Origin of the sequence: Streptomyces sp. NPDC006610 (genome assembly GCF_040611575.1) — a bacterium.
In the GTDB taxonomy this organism is placed as follows: domain Bacteria; phylum Actinomycetota; class Actinomycetes; order Streptomycetales; family Streptomycetaceae; genus Streptomyces.
The window spans coordinates 17,049-37,612 of the sequence record NZ_JBEXOP010000035.1 but is presented as its reverse complement, the minus strand read 5'-3'; the positions used below and the strand labels follow the sequence as shown (position 1 = coordinate 37,612).

Sequence of the window (20,564 nt, the reverse complement as noted above, 5' to 3'; positions counted from 1 at the left end):
CGGAAACGGGGAGTGGAGCGGGGGGTGGTGCTTTCGTGCGACGTACGTCGTGCTGTGCGGGTGTGGCGCCCATCGTGGGCGTATGGCATGACCAGGTCAAGAGCGCAGGCCCTCTTGTCCCCCGGACCGCTTTGGGCTTTCTTGGCCTCCATGGCGAACAGCAAGAGCGCGGCGAGCACCAAGAGCGTGTGGAAGCACATCGGCCCCGGCATCGTGGTGGCGGCGACCGGCGTCGGCGCCGGCGACCTCGTCGCCACGCTCATCGCGGGCAGCAACTTCGGCTACACGTTGCTGTGGGCGGCGGTCGTGGGCTGCCTGGTGAAGATCTCCCTCGCGGAGGCGGCCGGCCGCTGGCACCTGTCCACCGGCCGCACCCTCTTCGACGGCTGGGCCAGTCTGGGCCCGTGGACCACCGTCTTCTTCGCCGTGTATGTCGTGGTCTGGGGCTTCGTCTACGGCGCGGCGGCGATGTCGTCCAGCGGGCTTCCGCTGCAGGCCCTGTTCCCGGACGTGATGGACCTGAAGTGGTGGGCCATCGCCTGCGGACTGGCCGGGCTGGTGTTCGTCTGGTTCAACAAGTACGCGGTCTTCGAGAAGGTCATGACGGTCCTGGTCGGCGTCATGTTCGTGGTGACCGTCTACCTCGCGATCCGCGTCACGCCCAACCTTCCCGACGCCCTCGCCGGGCTGCTGCCGGTCCTGCCCGACGAGAAGGACTCCGTCCTCAACACCCTCGGCCTGATCGGCGGCGTCGGCGGCACCATCACCCTGGCCGCGTACGGCTACTGGGTCAACGCCAAGGGCTGGACCGGCCCCGGCTGGATGCGGATCATGCGGCTGGACAACCGCGTCGCCTACCTGACGACCGGCGTCTTCGTCGTCGCGATGCTCTTCGTCGGCGCCGAGCTGCTGCACTCCGCGAACGTCTCGATCGCGGGCGGCGACAAGGGGCTCGTCCAGCTCGGCGACATCCTGGAGGACGAGTACGGCACGGCCACGGCCAAGTTCTTCCTGATCGGCTTCTTCGCCACCTCCTTCACCTCGCTGATCGGCGTCTGGCACGGAGTGAGCCTGATGTTCGCCGACTTCGCCGCCCGCTACCGGGAACGCCGACGGACCACGGGCGAGGAGGTCGCCTCCGGCGAGCGCGAACGGTCCTGGCCGTTCCGCGCCTACCTGCTGTGGCTGACCTTCCCGCCCATGGTCCTGCTCTTCGAAGGCCAGCCCTTCCGCCTGGTCATCCTCTACGGCGTGCTGGGCGCGGCCTTCATGCCCTTCCTCGCCCTCACGCTGATCTGGCTGCTCAACTCCTCCCGCACGCCCGCCGAGTGGCGCAACGGCCGGCTGAGCAACGGGACGCTGGCCCTGGCCGGGCTGCTGTTCCTGGTGCTGTGCGTGAAGCAGATCTGGGACCAGCCGTGGTCGGAGTTCTTCTGAGCGGCGGCCGAGGTCAGCCGAGGGCGTTCCACTTCGGGTCGAGCGCGATCTCCCGCAGCTCGTCCATGGTGAGCGCCGGTTCCGGTCGCGTCTGCGGGCCCCGCTGGGCGGCGGCGTTGAAGGCGCTGATCACCACGCGCCTGCCGTCCTCGCGCATCGTGTCGACCTTCCACTCCACGACCCCTTCGCCGCCCTTCTCGCCCGGCCCTTGGTACGTCGCCACACGGGTGCCGTCGGGGAGGGTCTCGGCGTCGGGGCCGTACAGCTCGTCCGCGACGTCGCGCATGTCGGACTGCAGGTTGATCTGGACATAGCTCCTGCCCTTGCCGTCGTCCACGACGACGTACGCGAACCCGTCCTGGTGGTCGCTGCCGACGACCTCCACCCGGTCGGGCAGCGCATCGGTGAGGGCGCCCAGGAGGGCCTTGCCCCCGTCCCCGGAGGGCGCCTCGGGGACTTCCGTCGCGGGCGGCTCGGGGAGGAGCTCGGCGACGTCGCGCCACTGCTTGGCCGTGGCCACCCGCTTCAGCTGCTTCATGGACAGCGGCGGTTCCGGGCGGGTGACCGGCTCACCCTTCTCGGCGCGGGCGTTCCACTCGTGCACGCTCACCTGCTGCCCGGCCGGGGTGACCAGTTCGGCGCTCCACATCTTGGTGTCCTCGCGCCGGTCCGGGTACGTGTACCCCTGGACGAGGCCGAGCACGGATCCGTCGGGCAGCGTCTCGATCGTGCACCTGTCCATGTGCGGCAGGTCCGTCTCGGGGCAGGGCATGACGTGGTTCATCGGCTCGAAGACCTCGCCCTGCGGGACCCGAAGCCGCTCGACGAGCACCGAGACCGCGGCCGCGCCCTTGCCGTCGTCGAACACGACCCGGGCGACCGGCGGCAGGTCCTCGCCCGTGCCGCGCGCCGTCCCCGGGGTCACCTCGCCCTTCGGGAGCAGCCTGGTGAGCATCCGGACCATCTCGTCGGCGGAGACGGAACCGGAGATCGAGCCGGACCCGGAGCCGGACCCGGTTCCGGGCTTCTTCGTGGGCCTGGCGGACCCGGTGGCGCCGACGGAGTTGCCGCCGTCGCCGTCGTCGGCGGTCTCGACGGGCTCGGCCGACCGGGTCGCGGCGACGTTGGTCCGCTCCGCGGAGCCGCCGTTCGGGAGCAGCAGACTGCCGCCCACCGCGATCGCGGCGACGCCGGCCACGCCGCCCACGAGGGCCGCCCGGCGGCGCAGCCGGGCCCGCCGGCCACGGGCCGCGCCACCGGCGACGAGCGCGGCCGGATCGGCGCCGAACGTGTCGCCGGCCTGGTGCAGGGCGCCCGCGAGGTGCTCCTCGAAGGGATCGTTGTGCTGTTCGACGCGCATGACAAACCACCGTTTCCAGAGGTGAGCGAGATGAGAGAGAGGAGGTGAGAGGAGAAGAGGAGGCGCGGGGAGGGGCGGAAACCCGGTCAGGTCCTGGCGTACTCGGCGAGGTCCTCGCCCAGCAGTTCCCGCAGCCTGCCCAGCGCGCGGACGCAGCGCGTGCGCACGGCGGCCGAGCTGGCGCCCAGCGCCTCGGCGGTCTGCTCGATGGAGCGGTCCTCCCAGTAGCGCAGGACGATCACGGCCCGGTCCTTCGGAGGCAGCCGGGACAGCGCCTCCAGCAGCGTCAGCCGCAGCGGCGTGTCGCCGTCGCCGGAGCCGGCCAGGTCCGGGAACACGTCCGTCGAGCGCTCGCTGCTGCTGCGCCGGCGCCGATGGGCGAGGAACGTACGGGTGAGGACGACCTGCGCGTACCCGGCGGGGTTCTGGGCCCGGGAGACCCGCCCCCAGCGGACGTACAGCCGCCCGAGGGTCTCCTGCACCAGATCCTCGGCGAGATGGCTGTCGCCGGCGGTGAGCAGGCACGCGGAGCGGTACAGATGACCCGCCCGTGCCCCCGCGAACTCCGCGTACCCGTCCGCGAGACTCTGTCTCATGCGTTCCCCCTGGTCCCTGCCGTGTCGGTGCTGCTTCACCTCATTGATGCGGTGGGCCCCGGGAAATGTTTCACGGCGCGCACGGAAAAGGTCCGCGCCCCCACCCGAACTGCGGGCGAAGGCGCGGACCTTGGGGAAGGATCGAGGGGTGGAAGGACCGGCTACGGCAGGGCGTCGACGTGCGGGCCCACCGTGTTGGACCAGACGTTGCCGGCCGTCGCGTCCCAGTTGGTCGACCAGGTCATCGCGCCGCGCAGGTCGGGGTAGGTCCGGGCGGGCTTGAAGGTGCCGCAGTTGGTGCCGCGGGTCAGGCAGTCGAGGGCGTTGTTCACCACCGACGGGGCGACGTAGCCGCCGCCCGCCGCACGGGTGGACGCCGGCACGCCGAGGCCCACCTGGGACGGGGCGAGGCCGTTCTCCAGCTGGATGCAGGCGAGGGCGGTCAGGAAGTCCACCGTGCCCTGGCTGTAGACCTTGCCGTCGCAGCCCAGCATCGAACCGCTGTTGTAGTACTGCATGTTGACGACGGTGAGGATGTCCTTGATGTTCAGGGCCGTCTGGAAGTACGCGTTGGACGTGGACTGCATGTCGATGGTCTGCGGGGCCATCGTGATGACCAGCGACGGGCCGGCCTTCGCGGACAGCGCGCGCAGCGCCTGCGTCATGTAGGTGGCGTTGAGGCCGTTCTCCAGGTCGATGTCGACGCCGTCGAAGCCGTACGTCTGCATCAGGGAGTACACGGAGTTGGCGAAGTTGGTCGCGGAGGCCGCGTCGTTGACCGCGACCCGCCCCAGCTCACCGCCGACCGAGATGATCACCTTCTTGCCGGCGGCCTGCTTGGCGCGCAGGTCGGCCTTGAACTGGTCGACGGTGTAGCCGCCGAGCCCGGCCGAGTCCAGGTTGAAGGTGACCGCGCCCGGCGTGGAGGTGGCGTCCGCGAAGGACACGGCGATGATGTCGTAGTGGGCCGGGACGTCCGACAGCTTCTGCACGGTGGCGCCGTTGTTGAAGTTCTGCCAGTAGCCGGTGACCGCGTGCTTGGGCACGGAACCGCCGCCGCCCCCGCCGGTCGGCGTCGTCGTGCCGGTCACGGTCGCCGACTTGGGCGACTCGCCGGCCGCGTTGGTCGCCGTCACCTGGAAGCTGTACGAGGTGGAGGCGGCGAGGCCGGTCACGGTGGCCGAGGTGCCGGTGACGGCGGTGATCTTGGTGCCGTTGCGGTAGACGTTGTACCCCGTCGCGCCGGAGACCGTGTTCCAGGCCAGGGAGACGGAGGAGGACGTGGCGCCGGACACCGTCAGCCCGGCCGGGGCGCCGGGGATCGTCGGGCCGCCCGGGCCGTCGCCGCCTCCGCCGCCGTCGGGGCCGAACACCGAGACGTCGTCCACGAAGTAGGCGGCCTGGCCGTACCAGCCGTGCGTGTAGACCGTCACCGAAGTGGTGTTGGCGCCGGTGGTGAAGGTGGTCGACAGCTGCTTCCAGGCGCCGGAGTCGGGCGTCCAGGTCGACACGTCGGTCGTGCCGGTGCCGGTCGCGCCCAGGTAGGCGTACCCGCCCTGGACCCAGGCGCTCAGCTTGTACGTCGAGTTGGGGCGGACGGCGACCGTCTGGGTGCAGCGGGCGTTGTCGTGCCCGGCCGGGGTGGCCTTGAGCGCGGCGCTGCCGGCGTGCACCGGGGAGGAGACGGTCGTGCCGCTGTTCGCGGAACACGTCCAGTTGCCCAGACCCGCCTCGAACCCGGCGTTCTTCGCGTTGTTGACGTCCGCCGCCGACGCCGGGGCGATGCCGGCCACGCCGAGGGCGAGAGCGGCGGTCACGGCGCCCGCCCAGAGGCGGGTCCGTCTCCGTCGGGGCGTGCCTGTTTCGCGGTCCACTGTTGCGCGGTCCACTGGGGCCTCCGGTGGGGGAGTGGGATGGGGACGGTGGCCACCGCCGGAGGTACAAGTTGGTCCAGACCAATTCGGTTGTCAAGGGGTGCGGTGCGCGCGGGGTGTTCGACCGGTTGCACAGGCTGTGCGGGTTTGACGGCAGTTGTGCCGAGGCAGTTGTCCACCGGCAACGGAAACGCTGTTCACCCGTCATCGCGGCGTGGATACAGTGCTGACGTAGTCACGCAGTGAAGTCACCTCGGTCCGCCGCAGTCAGCTCCGGAGGACCGACCGGGCGGGAAAACGGGGAGCTGCGCGTGCCCACAGCCATTGCCGTGACCAGCGCCGACATGGCGCTGCCACCACAGGACGAACGCACCCTGCCCGCCGTCGTCCTCGGCGACCTCGACCGGCGTCCCCTGGAGGAGGTCCTCGCCGAGACGCAGACCCTGCTCGACGTGCACGGCCATCTGATCGTCGTCCTCTCGCGCGCCGTCCCCGCCGGGGTCGAACGCCGGCTGCACACCGTCCGCTCGCTGCTGGAGAGCGACCGCATCGCCCTGTTCCGGCCCGACCTGCCGCCGCTCGCCCTGGCCGTCCTGGCCCGCCAGCTGCGCCAGCTGGCCTCCTGCGACCTCAGCCCCGGCGTCCTCGCCTCCGCGGGCCGGCTGCTCACCCACTACCTGCACGCCGGCGCGCTCCTCGGCTCCGTCGCCCGCCTCGACCGGGTCCCCGTCGGCCTCACCTCGCACGCCAAGTCGTGGATGCCCGGCAGCCAGTTCGCGGTGCTCGCCCACCCCACCCCGCAGCTGGTCCGCATCGGCCCCGACGCCGCCCTCACCGGGCCGGAGTTCACCACCTCCCTCTTGGTGGCCAGGGGCCAGCTCCAGTCCGACTGGGTCACCTCCGCCCTCGCCCCCTCCTGGCAGGTGCAGGGGCTGCGCGAGGCGCCGCCGCCCGCCGAGTCCACGACCTGGTGGGGCACCGGCAAACTGATCGAGTTCTGCGCCTTCCTGCCCGACCTGCCCGTCCTCTACCAACTGGTCGGCTCGGTACGGCAGGGCAGCTGCCACTGGTGCGGCATCGACGTCATCGGCGACCGCTGCGTCTTCTGCTCCGCCACCGCGCCGACGTACGACCACCCCCTACCCGCGGGGTGATCCGCCCAGGAAGCCCCCCGGAAAGCCCCCGTCCGCACGACCCAACCCCCCCGATGAGGTTGCACGGTTCATGAACTCCCGTCAGCGCCGCGGCGTGATACTCCTGCTCCTGTCCGTCCTGTGCGCCCTCGGCGCCTTCGCGGGCGTGCTCTCCGTCATCGACGACGTGGAGTCCAAGGTCGGACCCGAGGTCACGGCGTACCGGCTGAAGACGAAGGTGGAGCCGTACACGCCTCTCACCGAGGCCCAGTTCGAGAAGATCGAGATGCCCGAGCGGTGGCTGTCCGCCAACGCGGTCACGGACCTCGCCGACGTCCGGGGCAAGATCGCGGTGACGACGCTCAAGGAGGGCTCCCTGCTGCAGAGCGACATGATCGTCGATCAGCCCGCTCTGCAGCCCGGGCAGCAGGAGGTCGCCATCATGATCGATGCGGCGACCGGTGTGGCCGGCAAGATCACGCCGGGCTCCACGGTCAACGTGTACGCCACCTTCGAGGGCGAGCGGGAGGGTGATCCCGCCCAGTCCAAGATCATCGTAACCAATGCCAAAGTGATCGACGTCGGCGACCTCACCCCGCTGAACCCCGACGAGAGCGACAACGGCCGGCGGCCCACCGACGCGGTGCCGATCACCTTCGCGCTGTCCACCCTCGACGCCCAGCGCCTCACGTACGCCGAGTCGTTCGCCACGCGCGTCCGGCTCGCCCTGGTCGCGCCCGGCGGCGACACCACCGTCCCGGACGCGGACCGGACGTACGAACTCGCGAAGGACAAGTGAGAGCCGCATGCCCACGAGGATCCTGCCGGCGGTCGGCGACGCGGACGCGGTCCGCTCGGTGACCACCCTGCTCAGCCAGCTCCCGGACGCCGAGCCGCTGGTCCCGGTCACCGACTCCACCCAGCTGGTCGACACCCTCGCCCGGCTCGCCGCCGAGTCCGTCGACGAACTGCCCGAGGTCGTCGTCGTGCACGAGCGGATCGGCCCCGTCCCCGCCCTGGAGCTGATCCGCGAGGTCGCGTTGCGCTTCCCCGCCGTCGGCGTCATCCTCGTCACCTCCGACGCGAGCCCCGGCCTCTTCCAGGCCGCCATGGACTCCGGCGCCCGCGGCCTGGTCTCCCTGCCGCTGGGCTACGAGGAACTCGCCACCCGCGTCCAGGCCGTCACCCAGTGGTCGGTGGGCGTACGGCGCCACCTCGGCCACGGCGGCGACGTCGTCCCCGGCGCCGGCGGCACCGTCGTCACCGTCAGCGGCGCCAAGGGCGGCGTCGGCGCCACCCTCGCCGCCATCCAGCTCGCCCTCGCCAGCCAGGCCTCCGGCCGGGCCACCGCCCTGGTCGACATGGACCTGCAGACCGGCGACGTCGCCTCCTACCTCGACGTGCAGTTCCGGCGCTCGGTCGCCGACCTGGCCGGCATCACCGACATCTCCCCCCGCGTCCTGGCCGACGCCGTCTTCCGGCACGACACCGGCCTCGCCCTGCTGCTCGCCCCCGGCGACGGCGAACGCGGCGAGGAGGTCACCGACCGCGCCGCCCGGCAGATCGTCAGCGCCCTGCGCTCCCGCTACGAGACCGTCGTCATCGACTGCGGCGCCCAGCTCAGCGGCGCCGGCGCCGCGGCCGTCGAGATGGCCGACACCGCCCTGCTGGTCACCACCCCCGACGTGGTCGCCGTCCGGGGCGCCAAGCGCACGGTGCGGATGTGGGACCGGCTGCAGATCCGCAAGGCCGAGGAGACCACCGTCGTCGTCAACCGGCACACCCGCGGCGCCGAGATCCAGCCGCCCCTCATCCGTCGGATCACCGGCACCGCCGTCGCCGCCACGACCGTCCCCGCCCACTTCAAGGAACTCCAGCCGGCCGTCGACGCCGGGCGCCTGCACGAACTCGACGGCAGGAGCACGGTCCGCCAGGCCCTGTGGGGCCTCGCCGCCGAACTCGGCCTCGTCAGGGCTCCCGAGGGCGCCGACCACCGCAGGGCCGGCCGGCTGCGCGGCGACCGGAACGCGTCGGGCTTCCGGCGCCGCAAGGACGGGGGGTGACGGCGTTGACGGCGGTGAGGGAGGCAGGCGCGGGCAGTGCCGTGGGCGCCACGGCCGCCGTGAGGGTTCGCCCGGCGTCGCGGGCCGTGCGGACGGTGAGGGCCCGGTGAGGGGGATGCGCGCCGTCCGGCGGTCCGGCGACCGCGGCCAGGTCACCGTCGAGTTCCTCGGCATGACCCCGCTGATCCTGGCGACGCTGGTGCTCCTGTGGCAGTTCGTGCTGCTGGGATACACCTTCACCCTCGCGGGCAACGCCGCCGACGAGGCGGTGCGCGCGGCCACGGCCGCACCGCCGGGGGAGCGCCAGGCGGCCTGCGAGGCGGCGGGCCTGGACAAGCTGCCGGACGCGTGGACGGGGGGCGCACAGGTGACCTGCGGCGGAGGCGGCGGCTACGTCACCGCGGACGTCCGCCTGCGGGTGCCCGTCCTCTTCCCCGGCACGGTCGCCTTCCCCTTCGAGGTCGACGGCCACGCGGGGGCCGTCGAGGAGGAGAAGGACTGAGATGCCGTACGACCGTCCCCGCCTGCGAAGCCGCCGCGACCGCGACCGCGGCCAGGTCGCCCTCGAGTACCTCGGGTTCATCCCGGTCCTGGTCCTCGTCGCGCTCGCCGCCGTGCAGGTCGGGCTGATCGCCTACACCGCCCAGCAGGCCGGGACCGCCGCCCGCGCCGGGGCGCGCAGCGCCTCCCTCGACGGGCCGTACGCGGCCGACTGCCGGTCCGCCGTCAGCGGCTGGCTCGCCGACGGGACCAGCTGCGCGGCGGCCGGCCTCGGCGACGAGGTGCGGGTGACGGCCACCGTCGACATCCCGTCCGTCGTCCCCGGCTGGGACTTCGGCGACGCCACCAAGTCCGCGACGATGCCGATGGACCACTGACGCCATGAACCGTGCGACCGCCCCGTCCCCACCGGCCGCGCCGGCCCGTCCCACCGCCGCGACCCGTCACCCAGCAGCACCGGAGCAGTCATGAGCCTGCGCGCACGCATCAACTCCCCCGAGGAGAACACCGGCCGGGGCGAGGACGGCCACCTGGTCGCCTCCTACCGCGCCAAGCTGCTGGAGGAGATCGACCTCGCGGAGATGAGCTCCCTCGCCGCGGCCGAGCGCAGGGCGCGGCTGGAGCGGGTGCTCGGCCACATCATCAGCCGCGAGGGCCCGGTGCTGTCGACCGTCGAACGCGCCCAGCTGATCCGCCGGGTCGTGGACGAGGCCCTCGGCCTCGGCATCCTCGAACCCCTGCTGGAGGACGCCTCCATCACCGAGATCATGGTCAACGGCCCCGACCAGATCTTCGTGGAGCGCGGCGGCCGGGTGGAGCAGCTGCCGCTGCGCTTCGCCTCCGCCGACCAGCTGATGCAGACCATCGAGCGCATCGTCTCCACCGTCAACCGCCGCGTCGACGAGTCCAATCCGATGGTCGACGCCCGGCTACCCTCCGGCGAGCGCGTCAACGTCATCATCCCGCCGCTGGCCCTCACCGGCCCCACCCTCACCATCCGCCGCTTCCCGCGCTCGTTCACCCTGCACGAGCTGATCGCCTTCGGCTCCCTGGACGAGCCGATGCTCTATCTGCTGGCCGGGCTGGTGCAGGCGCGGTTCAACATCATCGTCTCGGGCGCCACCGGCACCGGCAAGACCACGCTGCTCAACGCCCTGTCGGGGCTGATCCCCGAGGGCGACCGCATCATCACCATCGAGGACTCGGCCGAACTCCAGCTCCAGCAGAGCCATGTCATCCGCCTGGAGTCCCGCCCGCCCAACGTCGAGGGCAAGGGCCAGGTCACCATCCGCGACCTGGTGCGCAACTCGCTGCGCATGCGCCCCGACCGCATCGTCGTCGGCGAGGTCCGCGGCGGCGAGTCCCTGGACATGCTCCAGGCGATGTCGACCGGCCACGACGGCTCGCTCGCCACCGTGCACGCCAACAGCGCCGAGGACGCCCTGATGCGGCTGCAGACCCTCGCGTCCATGTCCGACGTCGAGGTGCCCTTCGCCGCCCTGCACGACCAGATCAACAGCGCCGTCGACGTCATCATCCAGCTCACCCGCTTCGCCGACGGGGCCCGCCGGATCACCGAGGTCGCCCTCCTCGACAGCCACGGCGGAGAGCCGTACCGCCTCACCACCGTCGCCCGCTTCGACGCGCAGCCCATGACCCCCGACGGCCGCGTGCACGGCGCGTTCCGGTACTTCCCGCTCACCCGCCGCACCGCCGACCGCCTCTACATGGCGGGCCAGCCGATACCCCAGGCCTTCGGCGTCGCCCAGTCGACGGACCAGCTCGCCACCCGAGAAGCCAGGTAGGACCCGACCCATGGAACTGCACTCGCTCGCCACGCTGACCACCGGCGTCGCCCTGCTGGCCTGCGTCCTCGCCTTGACCGGCGTGCACGCCTACGCCGCCGGCCGGGCCCAGCGGCAGGCCCTGGTCGACCGCCTGTCGTCCGCCGGCCGGCTCCCGCCCACCGGCCGGCGCCGCCACTTCCCCGGCCTGGACCGCAGGGTGCGCCGCACCCGGCTCGGCCGCAAACTGGAACTGCGGCTCGCGGCGACGGGACTGGACGTGACGCCGGGCGAGTTCGTCGCCGCGATGCTCGCCACCGTGGCCGGCCTCTGGCTGATCGGCCAGGCCGCCCTCGCGCCCTTCTTCGGCCCCATCGCCGGACTGCTCGGCGTGTGGGCGGCGCTGCAGTTCCTCAACTGGCAGCGGCAAAAACGCATCGAGCGCTTCATCAACCAGCTCCCCGAACTCGCCCGCATCCTCGCCAACGCCACCCAGGCCGGACTCGCCCTGCGCACCGCCATCGGCATGGCCGCCGAAGAACTGGAGGCCCCCGCGGGCGAGGAACTGGCCAAGGTCGCCGACCAGCTGGCCGTCGGAGCCGCCATGGACGACGCCCTCGGCGAACTGGCCGAACGCCTCCCGTCCCGCGAACTCGTCGTCCTCGTCACCACCCTGGTCCTGTCCAACCGGGCCGGCGGCCAGGTCGTCAGCGCCCTGCGCAACCTCACCGAGACGCTGGAGGAGCGCAAGGAGACCCGCCGCGAGATCCGCACCCAGCTGTCCCAGGTCACCATGACGTCGTACGCCGTCCCGGTGATGGGCATCGGCTCCCTCTTCCTGATGAACGGCGTCAAGGACGGGGCCCTGGACCGCATGACCGGCTCGCCCGTCGGGCAGGCCTGCGTGATCATCGCTTTCGCGCTGTACGCCGTCGGGTTCATCCTGATCCGGCGGATGTCGAGGATCGACGTCTGACGACCGCACAGCCGTTGAGGGGAGGGACGGAGAACACATGACAGCACTGCTGCTCGCACTGCTGGCGGGCCTGAGCGTCTGGGGCGTCTTCGCGGGCATCCGCATGTACCGGGCCGAGGCCAGGCTGCCCGACGACCTGGCGCTCGCCCTGGAGGTCGGGGCCACCCGCACCGGCGCGGTGGACTCGCTGGTCGACCGGATGGGCATGCGCCACGCACCGGCCGTGCTGCGCCTGATGGGCCCCAAGCAGGTCGCCAAGTACCGCCGCAGGATCGACCTGGCGGGCAACCCCGGCGGCCTCACCATCGACCGCTACGCCGCCCGCCGGGCCGTCTACGGCTTCCTGGGCGGCGTCGGCGGCCTGATCTTCCTCCTCCAGGGCAACGTGCTGATGGCGCTGCTGCTGTTCGCCTTCGGCGCGTTCTGGACCGAGGTCGGCATCTGGTCGGCGATCCGCATCCGCCGGGACGTGATCGAACGGACCCTGCCCGACTTCCTCGACGTCCTCGCCGTCGTGGTCAGCGCCGGACTCGGCTTCCGGCAGGCGCTGGACCGGGTGGCGGCCCAGTACGAGGGACCCTGGGCCGACGAGATCCGCATCACCCTGCGCCAGATGGACCTCGGCATGAGCCGCCGCCAGGCCTTCGCCGAGCTGCGCCGCCGTAACGACTCAGAGCAGGTCGCCATGTTCGTCACGGCGCTCCAGCAGGGCGAGGAACTCGGCGCGCCGATCGTCGACACGCTGGTGGCCCTGGCCAAGGACATGCGCCGAACCGACGCGCAGAACGCCCGCCGCAAGGCCGCGCGGGCCGTGCCCAAGGCCACCATGATGATCACGACGTTCATGGTCCCGGCCACGATGCTGCTCCTCGGCGCGGGCCTGCTGCTCGGCTCGGGCACCGACTTCGGCACCATCACGGGCGAGTAGGGACGGGTGACCTGACGATGGCGACGACACAGGCGGCGGCGAGGCTGCGATTAGGGGGCAGGGCTACGGACGTTCCGTCCCGCTCCGCCCCGCCGCCCGCCCTCCCCATCCAGATCAACGCGCTGCAGGCCATGTGCCGCCAGGTCTTCGGCTTCCGCCTGGCGATGATCGCGCTGGCCGCCCCCGCCGCGCTCCTCGGGGCCTCGCCCGGCATGGGCGTCCGGCTCGTCGGCGCGGCGGTCGTCGTCACGTTCATGACGTCGTACGTCCTGTTCCGCGACTGGGAGCGCTTCGGCCCTCTTCTGCTGCGCCACCCCGGCCTGCTGGCCCTGGACACCCTCCTCGGTTCGCTGCCCCTGATCTCCGCGGGCCCGGACACCACGCTCGCCTACGTCGGCCTCTGCACGCCCCTGCTCGCCGGCGTCGTCTACGGCTGGCGCGGCGCGGCCTGCTTCGCCTCCCTCCAGTCCCTGATCCTCCTGCTCGTCCACGCCACCCACCCCGACAGCCGGCACGCCGGCCTCGCCGAGACCCTGCTGCTGCCCGGCCTGTGCGTGGTCACCGGCGCGGCCGGCTCCACCCTGCGGGGCCTGCTGCTCCGCTTCGGCGAGGCCACCAAGGCCCTCACGGCCGTGCAGGCCCGCCTCGCGGTCTCCGAGGCGGTGGCGGCGGAACGCGCCCGGCTGGCCCGCGAACTGCACGACTCGGTCGCCAAGACCCTGCACGGCGTCGCCCTGGCCGCGGATGGCCTCGCGGCCACGGCCGGCACCGCGGACCCCGCGCGGGTGCGGGAGCAGGCCGAACTCATCGCCCGCTGCGCCCGCCGGGCGGCGGGGGAGTCCCGCACCCTCCTCACGGACCTGCGCGGCGAGCCCGTCACCGACGTCTTCACGGAACTGGCCGCCCGCACCCGCGCGTTCGCCACCCGCACCGGCGTGCGGGCCACCTACCGGCGCACCGGCCAGGCCGCCCTCCCGCCGGTCCCCCCGGCGGTCGCCCGTCAGCTCCTCGGCATCGCGGAGGAGGCCATGGAGAACGCCCACCGCCACGCCGCCCCCACCCACGTCGGCGTCGAGGGCGGCGTCCACGACGGACTGCTGCGCATCAGCGTCCACGACGACGGCCCCGGCCTGCCGCCCGGCACCACCCTCGAACACCTGCGCCGTACCGGCCACTTCGGCCTCCTCGGCATGGTCGAACGCGCCGCCTGCGCGGGAGCCCGCATCCGCATCGGCCGCGGGGAGCGCACCGGCGGCACGCAGGTGTGCCTGGAGCTGCCGCTCCCGAGCCCGGAACCGGCGGGACCATGAGCCGCCGCCCGCAACTGCGCGTGCTCGTCGCCGACGACAACCCCGTGGTCCGGGCCGGCCTGACCGCGCTGCTGACCGGCCGCGAGGACATCACGGTCGTGGCGGAGGCGACGGACGGCCGCGAGGCCCAGGAAGCGGCACTGGCACACCGCCCCGACGTCATCCTCCTGGACGCCCGCATGCCCGGCGTCGACGGCCTGACGGCGCTGCCGCAACTGGCCGAACTGGCACCGGTGCTGATGCTGACGTACAGCCGCGAGCCGGGGACGGTGCGGGAAGCGCTGCGGCGGGGAGCGGTTGGGTATCTGGTCCACGGGGAGTTCACGGCGGAGGAGCTGGTGAGCGCGGTGCGGGACGTGACGCGGGGGCGGGAGCGGTTCACGCGGTCGGCGGAGGATGCGATTGCAAAGTCCACGGTGCCGCCGAGGCCCATTTCTTCGGAAAACCTTTCGCAGGTGCAACGGTTTGTGGCACAGTCTTCGGGCAGGGAACGGTTCCGGCTGAGCGCAAGGGAGGCGGAGATCATGGACCTCATCGCGTCGGGCATGAACAACCAGCAGATCGCCGCCACTTGCTTCATCAGCGAGAAGACGGTGAAGAATCACATCAACCGAATCTTCGCCAAACTCCACAGCACCACCCGCACCGAGGCCACCGCCAAGTGGCTGGGACTGGGGTGACACCGATGAGCAGCCCTTCCCAACTCCACGATCAAGCCCGCAAATGGGTCCAGGGGCCCTCGGCAGCGGCGGGGGTACCGCCGTACATTCCAGAGGTCGACAGCGGCACCGCCGATACCGGAGGGGTACACCATGTCCAACTGGATCAACACCACCGTCACGTACCTGAGGAACCGCGCCGCCAGGGACGACAGAGGGCAGACGGCGGTGGAGTATCTGGGGATCATCGCCGTGGTGGTGGCGATTGTGTTGGCGATCACGGGGACGGATATCGGGCAGACGATCTACAACGCGATCACCGACAAGATCACAGAGGTCACCGGCGGCTGATTTCCCATTCCGGGTACGGCGACGCAGGGCAGGCTTTCCCCATCTACATCACCGTGGTGGCGGGCCTGCTCTTTCTCGCGCTCGCGTATCTGGCGGTCGGCCAGGCGGGTGCCACCAGGAACGAGGCCCAGACCGCGGCCGACGCCGCGGCACTGGCGGCAGCCCAGGCCCGGCGGGACCTGCTCGCGGGGGCGTGGCGGGAGGACGTCCTGGACCCGAAGCGGTGGGAGGACATTTTCCACGGCAACGTGGAGGGTCCGGACTCTTCTTGCGGGCGGGCGGATCAACTCGCCGCGCAGAACGACGCGCACGTACTGGCTTGCTCGCCGGACGGCTTCCTCGGCTACACGGTGGAAGTGGAGACGAACGAGCCCGTGGGCGACACCATCGTGCCCGGCACCGAGGACATACGGGCCCAGGCGTCCGCCACAGCCGTCATCGAACCCAAGTGCACGTTCAGGCTTCCGGCCGAGGAAGCCGGAGACGATGTGCTGCCGGAACTCCAATGCGAAGACGGGGACTGGCAACTGGATCCCGAGGACCTCGTCGATCTCCCCGAGCCCGAGGACCTCTTCGATGTCCATCTGGCCGACTGACAAGTGAACGACGAGGATGAAGGAAGCGGAGTCATGAGCATTCGGTTCACTACGAAGGCACGCAGAGGGATGGCCGCGTTGACCGTTGCGGCCGGATTGACCCTCGGCGTGGCCGGCTGCGGGGGCGGCGATGACGGCGGAGACGAGAAGCCGTCGAGCTCTGCCCCTGCTTCTCACGACGAGGGATCCCAGCCGAGTGCTCAGGAGGGGCAGGCAGCCGCTCCCTTGGCCGAGTTGAAGGGGCCGGACGGACTGCTGCTGCAGGTCACCTCGGCAGTCCGGGACGCAGGCGGGTTCGTGACGGTGAGCGGCACGCTGAAGAATGACGGCAGCGAAACCACGAACGTGCCGGCGCAGCTGAGCGGCAACGAGACGGAGATCATCCGCAACGGCCGGTCTCTGGGTGGAGCCACCCTGGTCGATTCCCAGGGGAAAAAGCGCTACTACGTTTTGCGGGACACGGACGGTCGTCCGCTCGCCACGACCAACTTCCCGGCTCTGAAGTCCGGAGAGTCCCTCCCCGTCTTCATGCAGTTCCCCTCACCCCCCGAGGGCACCTCCGAGGTGACCTTCCAGTTGCCGATGTTCGCCGCCGGCAGCATCAAGATCTCCGGGTGACGCCGATGACCATCACCCGTACACCCCCACGCCTCCCCCTCATCCTCACCACCGCCACCCTCCTGCTCGCCACCCACCTCACCGCCACCGCCGCCACCGCCCGGGCCGACGAGACGCCCAGCGTCCCCCCCGGCACCGAGGCCACCGCCTCCGCTCCCGTCGAGGTGGATGCCAACGACCCGGACCTGAAGATCCCCGAGGGCGCCACGCTCGCGGAGCCGAAGGTGCTGGACATCAAGCTGGTCGTCGAGGACCAGAGCGGTGACGAGCGGCGTGAGGACACCAACGCCGACGTGAAGTTCGCCCTCCAGGCCGAGGTGCTGTTCGGCAGGGACAGCGCCAGGCTCGGCGCCGAGGCCAAGGCCCGTATCCGGGCGATCGCCGAGGAGATCAAGGCACAGAACGGCACGAAGGTCCGTGTCTTCGGCTTCACCGACGACCTCGGTTCCTCCGCCCACGGCGACGTCCTGTCCCGGCGCCGCGCCAACGCCGTGCACGACGTGCTCGCCGCCCAGCTGAACGACCCCGCCATCACCTTCGAGGTGCGCGGCTACGGCGAGGATTACCCCATCGCCGACAACTCCACGGAGGCCGGCCGCAAGAAGAACCGCCGAGTGGAGGTCTCCTTCCCGCGCACCGAAGGCTGACCGGGCACGGCTGGTCAGGCCCCGCCCCAGCCGGCGGCCTCCACCGACACCCGCGCCCCCGCCCTTACCCCCCAGCCCGCCATGACCCCCGCCTGTGCCTCCAGCACGTGCCGCGCCCGCAGCCGGGGCATCCCCAACCGCCCCGGCCGCATCGTGCGCACGGCGAGGACGACCAGGTCGCGGTCGAGGTAGGCCACGTCGATGGGCATCCGCATGCCGAACGTGTGGATGCCGCTCGCCGGGGTCAGCAGGATCGCGCCCTCCAGGGCGTCGCGGCCCAGCAACCCCCTCGTACGGGCCCGACGGGACGCCGCGATCTCCAGCGGCACCACCACCCGGCCCGTGTTCAGGCCTTCGCCCCGGCCCTCGTCCCCGCCTCCGTGCACGAGCAGACGTCCCCGGCCGTCCCGTCGACGTCGTCCCATCGAGCCCACGTCCGCCTCCCCTTCCCCCAGAAACAAGTTGTCCCACCGGCACCCCCCGGATAGGAAGACACCATGACCCGACTCGGCGCCGTCTTCCGCCCCCAACTGCCCCCCGAACGCCTGCGCGCCCTCGCCCGGCTCGCGGACGACACGGGGCTCGACGAACTGTGGCTGTGGGAGGACTGCTTCCTCGAAGGCGGCATCTCCACGGCCGCCGCCGCCCTCGCCTGGACCGAGCGCGTCCGCGTCGGCGTCGGCCTGCTGCCCGTCCCGCTGCGCAACGTCGCCCTCACCGCCATGGAGACGGCCACCCTGCACCGCATGTTCCCCGGCCGTGCCGTCGTCGGCGTCGGGCACGGGGTGCAGGAGTGGATGGGACAGGTCGGCGCCCGCGTCGAGTCGCCCGTCACGCTGCTGCGGGAGTACGTGACCGCCCTGCGCGCCCTGCTGCGCGGCGAGACCGTCACCACCGAGGGCCGCTACGTCCGCCTGGACGGCGTCGGACTCGGCTGGCCGCCCGCCGAGCCCGGCGCCGAGGTGCTGGTCGGCGCGGTCGGGCCGCGCACGGTGCGGCTGTCCGGCGAGGTCGCCGACGGGACGATCTTCAGTGAGGTCACCCCGCCCGAGGGCGTCCGGGAGGGGTGCCGGCTCATCGAGGAAGGGCGTACGGCGGCGGGCCGCGGCGCGCCGCACCGGGTCGTCGCCTACCTCCTCACCGCCACCGGACCCGACGCCGCCGCGCGGCTGGGCGCCGAACTGGCCGCCAAGGGCCTCGCCGACGTCCCCGGCCTCGGTGTCGCGGGAGACGCCGGCGCGGTCGCCGAGGCCGTGAGGCGGCTCGCCGACGCGGGAGCGGACACCGTGATCCTCGAACCGACCGCCGACGAACCCGACCCCGAGGGCTTCGTCCGCTTCACCGCCGAGGAGGTACGGCCGCTGGTCCCGTAGCGGGGGTCGGGGCGGGTCCTGCGAAAATCGACGGCGTCCACCGGCAACGCCCTGCGACGATCGGCGCCATGGACCGCAGCTACGAAAGCCTCGTCGCCGAAGCCGCCGCCGTGCCCACCGACGGCTGGGACTTCTCCTGGTTCGAGGGCCGGGCCACCGAGGCCCGGCCGTCCTGGCGGTACGCCGAGTCGCTGGCCGGCCGGCTCGCCCGGGCCACCGCCGCGCTCGACGTGCAGACCGGCGGCGGAGAGGTGCTGGACTTCGCCCTCGGCCGGGCCGAGCGGCGGCCCGTGCTCACCGTCGCCACCGAGGGCTGGCCGCCCAACGTCGACAAGGCCACCGCCCTGCTCCGCCCGCACGGCGTCGCCGTGGTCGCCGTCCCCGGGGACGCGCCGCTGCCCTTCGCCGACGGCGCCTTCGACCTCGTCGCCGGCCGGCACCCCGTGCGGCCGCACTGGACGGAGATCGCCCGGGTGCTTGCGCCCGGCGGGGCGTACTTCGCGCAGCACGTCGGCCCGGCCAGCGCCTTCGAACTGGTCGAGTTCTTCCTCGGCCCCCAGCCGGACGAGGCGCGCCGGGGGCGCCACCCCGACCGCGAGCGCGCCGACGCCGAGGCGGCCGGCCTGGAGGTGGTCGACCTGCGGGCGGAGCGGCTGCGCATGGAGTTCCACGACATCGGGGCCGTCGTGCACTTCCTGCGCAAGGTCGTGTGGATGGTCCCGGGTTTCACCGTCGAGGCGTACGAGCCCGGGCTGCGCGCCCTGCACGAGCGCATCGAGACGGAGGGGCCCTTCGTGGCGCACAGCACACGGCACCTCATCGACGCCCGTAAAGCACCCGAATAGCCGCGTTTGCCGGATGGTGGGCTTTACAGGTTTTCCACATCGTTATCGGCATCGTCTCGCCTCCCGGGCCCCGGCTCGCGTAAGTTCAGACCAAGGTAATTCGCGTGAGCAAAGCTGCGCGGGCGGTACCGCGCAGTGGAGGGGGCTGCGCGGTGCCCTGCCTTCGTCAACGCGAATCCGGCCCCGTTAACCCGTCCGAGGGATATCGGCGTGCCGTCGCCGAGCCCGGGGCAGCCCGGGTTCCGCGGCCGCGTCGCCGCCGCTGTACGGCCATGTCGCCGTCATTTCACCGCTGTTCAGGGGCCACCGGGCCGTCGCCGAGCCGTCGCCGGGGCGTCGCCGGGCGATTTCGGAGAGTAGTTGTCCTGCGCCGATGCACGCAGCATCCCTCACGAAGGGTTATGGTGGAAGCCCCCCCTCGGGCCGGTCCGTCTCCCCCCCACGGACCGGCCCGTTTTTTCTGCCCTCGCGGTGGCCGCCGCCCCGCCGAGGAGCTCGCGGCGGGAGGGGTAGGCTTCGCCCCCGGGGAGCTCCATACGGACAGGGGCGTTCCGCATCGACCGGCGACCGGCCGCGCGGCGACCGCGCGCGCCGGGCCCGCGCCCGCCCCCTGTCCGATCCGTACGGAAGGGCTGACGATCACGTGAACCTGCGCGACAAGCTGCGCGGCCTGCTGGTCAGGCTGTACGCACGCCGGGTGGAAGGCCACCTGGACCACGCTCAGGTGCCCAAGCACATCGGCGTCATCATGGACGGCAACCGGCGCTGGGCGAAGGCCGCCGGCTCCACCACCGCGCAGGGACACCGGGCCGGCGCGGTGAAGATCGAGGAGTTCCTCGGCTGGTGCAGCGAGACGGACGTCGAGGTCGTCACCCTCTGGCTGCTGTCGACGGACAACTTCGACCGCCCCGAGGAGGAGCTGGTCCCGCTCCTCGGCATCATCGAGGACGTCGTGCGCACCCTCGCCGAGGACGGCCGCTGGCGGGTGCACCACGTCGGCACCATGGACCTGCTGCCGCCGGGGATGCAGACCACGCTCAAGGAGGCCGAGGAGGCCACCCGGGACGTCCGCGGCATAGTGGTCAACGTCGCCATCGGCTACGGCGGCCGACAGGAGATCGCCGACGCGGTCCGCTCGATGCTGCTGGAGGCCGCCGACCGCGGCCGCACCCTCGAAGAGGTCGCCGAGACCGTCGACGTCGAGATGATCGGCCGCCACCTCTACACCGGCGAACAGCCCGACCCCGACCTCGTGATCCGCACCAGCGGCGAACAGCGGCTGTCCGGATTCATGCTGTGGCAGACCGCCCATTCCGAGTACTACTTCTGCGAAGTCTTCTGGCCCGCCTTCCGCAAGGTCGACTTCCTGCGCGCCCTGCGCGACTACGCGGCCCGCCACCGGCGCTTCGGCGGCTGAGCGCGCCGACGGCCCGCCGGGCTCGCGGCCGGCCGGTGGACATACCCGTCCCGACCCCTCCACCTCGGACGTCACAAGGAGTTCACCGGCGCGCCG

22 protein-coding genes are annotated in these 20,564 nt (G+C 72.0%); 18 read left to right on the top strand and 4 right to left on the bottom strand.

What is annotated here, in order from left to right; translation table 11 throughout:
* Positions 1-150: 150 nt before the first annotated feature.
* Positions 151-1,437 carry an Nramp family divalent metal transporter gene (locus ABZY13_RS25155; protein ID WP_356634475.1) on the top strand — a complete coding sequence of 429 codons (1,287 nt, stop codon included), beginning with the start codon at positions 151-153 and terminating at the stop codon, positions 1,435-1,437.
* Between the two features lie 13 nt (positions 1,438-1,450).
* Here ABZY13_RS25155 and ABZY13_RS25150 read toward each other — a convergent pair whose 3' ends face one another.
* The 3 genes from ABZY13_RS25150 to ABZY13_RS25140 form a co-directional block, all read right to left on the bottom strand.
* Positions 1,451-2,797, bottom strand: coding sequence for a hypothetical protein (locus tag ABZY13_RS25150; protein WP_356634473.1), 1,347 nt, complete (start codon positions 2,795-2,797; stop codon positions 1,451-1,453).
* A gap of 86 nt (positions 2,798-2,883) precedes the next feature.
* The gene (locus tag ABZY13_RS25145; protein WP_356634471.1) at positions 2,884-3,393 is read right to left on the bottom strand and encodes a SigE family RNA polymerase sigma factor; all 510 of its coding nucleotides are present in this window, start codon (positions 3,391-3,393) and stop codon (positions 2,884-2,886) included.
* A gap of 161 nt (positions 3,394-3,554) precedes the next feature.
* On the bottom strand, positions 3,555-5,267 hold the full coding sequence (locus tag ABZY13_RS25140; protein WP_356634555.1) for a glycoside hydrolase family 18 protein: 1,713 nt from the start codon (positions 5,265-5,267) through the stop codon (positions 3,555-3,557).
* 344 nt (positions 5,268-5,611) lie between these two features.
* On the opposite strand from ABZY13_RS25140, the gene ABZY13_RS25135 reads away from it, so the two are divergent.
* From ABZY13_RS25135 to ABZY13_RS25070, 14 genes are all read left to right on the top strand, one after another.
* Positions 5,612-6,421, top strand: coding sequence for a hypothetical protein (locus ABZY13_RS25135; RefSeq protein WP_356634553.1), 810 nt, complete (start codon positions 5,612-5,614; stop codon positions 6,419-6,421).
* Positions 6,422-6,491: 70 nt separating this feature from the next.
* Positions 6,492-7,199, top strand: coding sequence for a Flp pilus assembly protein CpaB (gene cpaB, locus ABZY13_RS25130; protein WP_356634469.1), 708 nt, complete (start codon positions 6,492-6,494; stop codon positions 7,197-7,199).
* A gap of 7 nt (positions 7,200-7,206) precedes the next feature.
* Positions 7,207-8,463 (top strand): AAA family ATPase, encoded by a 1,257-nt coding sequence (locus tag ABZY13_RS25125; RefSeq protein ID WP_356634467.1) that lies wholly within the window; start codon positions 7,207-7,209, stop codon positions 8,461-8,463.
* A 115-nt stretch (positions 8,464-8,578) separates the two neighbouring features.
* Positions 8,579-8,965, top strand: a complete 387-nt coding sequence (locus ABZY13_RS25120; RefSeq protein ID WP_356634465.1) for a TadE family protein — start codon at positions 8,579-8,581, stop codon at positions 8,963-8,965.
* A gap of 1 nt (position 8,966) precedes the next feature.
* Positions 8,967-9,341: a TadE/TadG family type IV pilus assembly protein gene (locus tag ABZY13_RS25115; RefSeq protein WP_356634463.1), complete on the top strand. Its 375-nt coding sequence runs from the start codon at positions 8,967-8,969 to the stop codon at positions 9,339-9,341.
* A gap of 90 nt (positions 9,342-9,431) precedes the next feature.
* Positions 9,432-10,769, top strand: a complete 1,338-nt coding sequence (locus tag ABZY13_RS25110; protein WP_356634461.1) for a CpaF family protein — start codon at positions 9,432-9,434, stop codon at positions 10,767-10,769.
* A gap of 10 nt (positions 10,770-10,779) precedes the next feature.
* Complete coding sequence (locus ABZY13_RS25105) at positions 10,780-11,724, top strand: type II secretion system F family protein (RefSeq protein ID WP_356634459.1); 945 nt, start codon at positions 10,780-10,782, stop codon at positions 11,722-11,724.
* 37 nt (positions 11,725-11,761) lie between these two features.
* On the top strand, positions 11,762-12,652 hold the full coding sequence (locus tag ABZY13_RS25100; protein ID WP_356634457.1) for a DUF5936 domain-containing protein: 891 nt from the start codon (positions 11,762-11,764) through the stop codon (positions 12,650-12,652).
* 17 nt (positions 12,653-12,669) lie between these two features.
* On the top strand, positions 12,670-13,962 hold the full coding sequence (locus ABZY13_RS25095) for a histidine kinase (RefSeq protein WP_356634455.1): 1,293 nt from the start codon (positions 12,670-12,672) through the stop codon (positions 13,960-13,962).
* Positions 13,959-14,642: a response regulator transcription factor gene (locus tag ABZY13_RS25090; protein WP_356634453.1), complete on the top strand. Its 684-nt coding sequence runs from the start codon at positions 13,959-13,961 to the stop codon at positions 14,640-14,642. The genes ABZY13_RS25095 and ABZY13_RS25090 overlap by 4 nt, the downstream gene beginning before the upstream one ends.
* Before the next feature lie 132 nt (positions 14,643-14,774).
* Positions 14,775-14,972, top strand: a complete 198-nt coding sequence (locus ABZY13_RS25085) for a hypothetical protein (RefSeq protein WP_356634451.1) — start codon at positions 14,775-14,777, stop codon at positions 14,970-14,972.
* A 56-nt stretch (positions 14,973-15,028) separates the two neighbouring features.
* The gene (locus ABZY13_RS25080) at positions 15,029-15,568 is read left to right on the top strand and encodes a pilus assembly protein TadG-related protein (RefSeq protein ID WP_356634449.1); all 540 of its coding nucleotides are present in this window, start codon (positions 15,029-15,031) and stop codon (positions 15,566-15,568) included.
* 33 nt (positions 15,569-15,601) lie between these two features.
* Positions 15,602-16,186, top strand: coding sequence for a hypothetical protein (locus ABZY13_RS25075; RefSeq protein WP_356634447.1), 585 nt, complete (start codon positions 15,602-15,604; stop codon positions 16,184-16,186).
* Positions 16,187-16,191: 5 nt separating this feature from the next.
* Positions 16,192-16,833, top strand: a complete 642-nt coding sequence (locus ABZY13_RS25070; RefSeq protein ID WP_356634445.1) for an OmpA family protein — start codon at positions 16,192-16,194, stop codon at positions 16,831-16,833.
* Positions 16,834-16,847: 14 nt separating this feature from the next.
* Here the strand turns inward: ABZY13_RS25070 and ABZY13_RS25065 are convergent, their stop codons facing one another.
* Positions 16,848-17,258 (bottom strand): DUF192 domain-containing protein, encoded by a 411-nt coding sequence (locus ABZY13_RS25065; protein WP_356634443.1) that lies wholly within the window; start codon positions 17,256-17,258, stop codon positions 16,848-16,850.
* Positions 17,259-17,330: 72 nt separating this feature from the next.
* Here ABZY13_RS25065 and ABZY13_RS25060 point away from each other — a divergent pair, with 72 nt between their 5' ends.
* The 3 genes from ABZY13_RS25060 to ABZY13_RS25050 all read left to right on the top strand — a co-directional run bounded on the left by ABZY13_RS25060 (position 17,331) and on the right by ABZY13_RS25050 (position 20,468).
* A complete protein-coding gene (locus ABZY13_RS25060; protein WP_356634441.1) occupies positions 17,331-18,206 on the top strand; it encodes an LLM class flavin-dependent oxidoreductase in 876 nt (291 codons plus the stop codon).
* A gap of 68 nt (positions 18,207-18,274) precedes the next feature.
* On the top strand, positions 18,275-19,051 hold the full coding sequence (locus ABZY13_RS25055; RefSeq protein ID WP_356634439.1) for a methyltransferase domain-containing protein: 777 nt from the start codon (positions 18,275-18,277) through the stop codon (positions 19,049-19,051).
* Positions 19,052-19,694: 643 nt separating this feature from the next.
* Positions 19,695-20,468 (top strand): isoprenyl transferase, encoded by a 774-nt coding sequence (locus tag ABZY13_RS25050; RefSeq protein WP_356634437.1) that lies wholly within the window; start codon positions 19,695-19,697, stop codon positions 20,466-20,468.
* Positions 20,469-20,564: the final 96 nt, after the last annotated feature.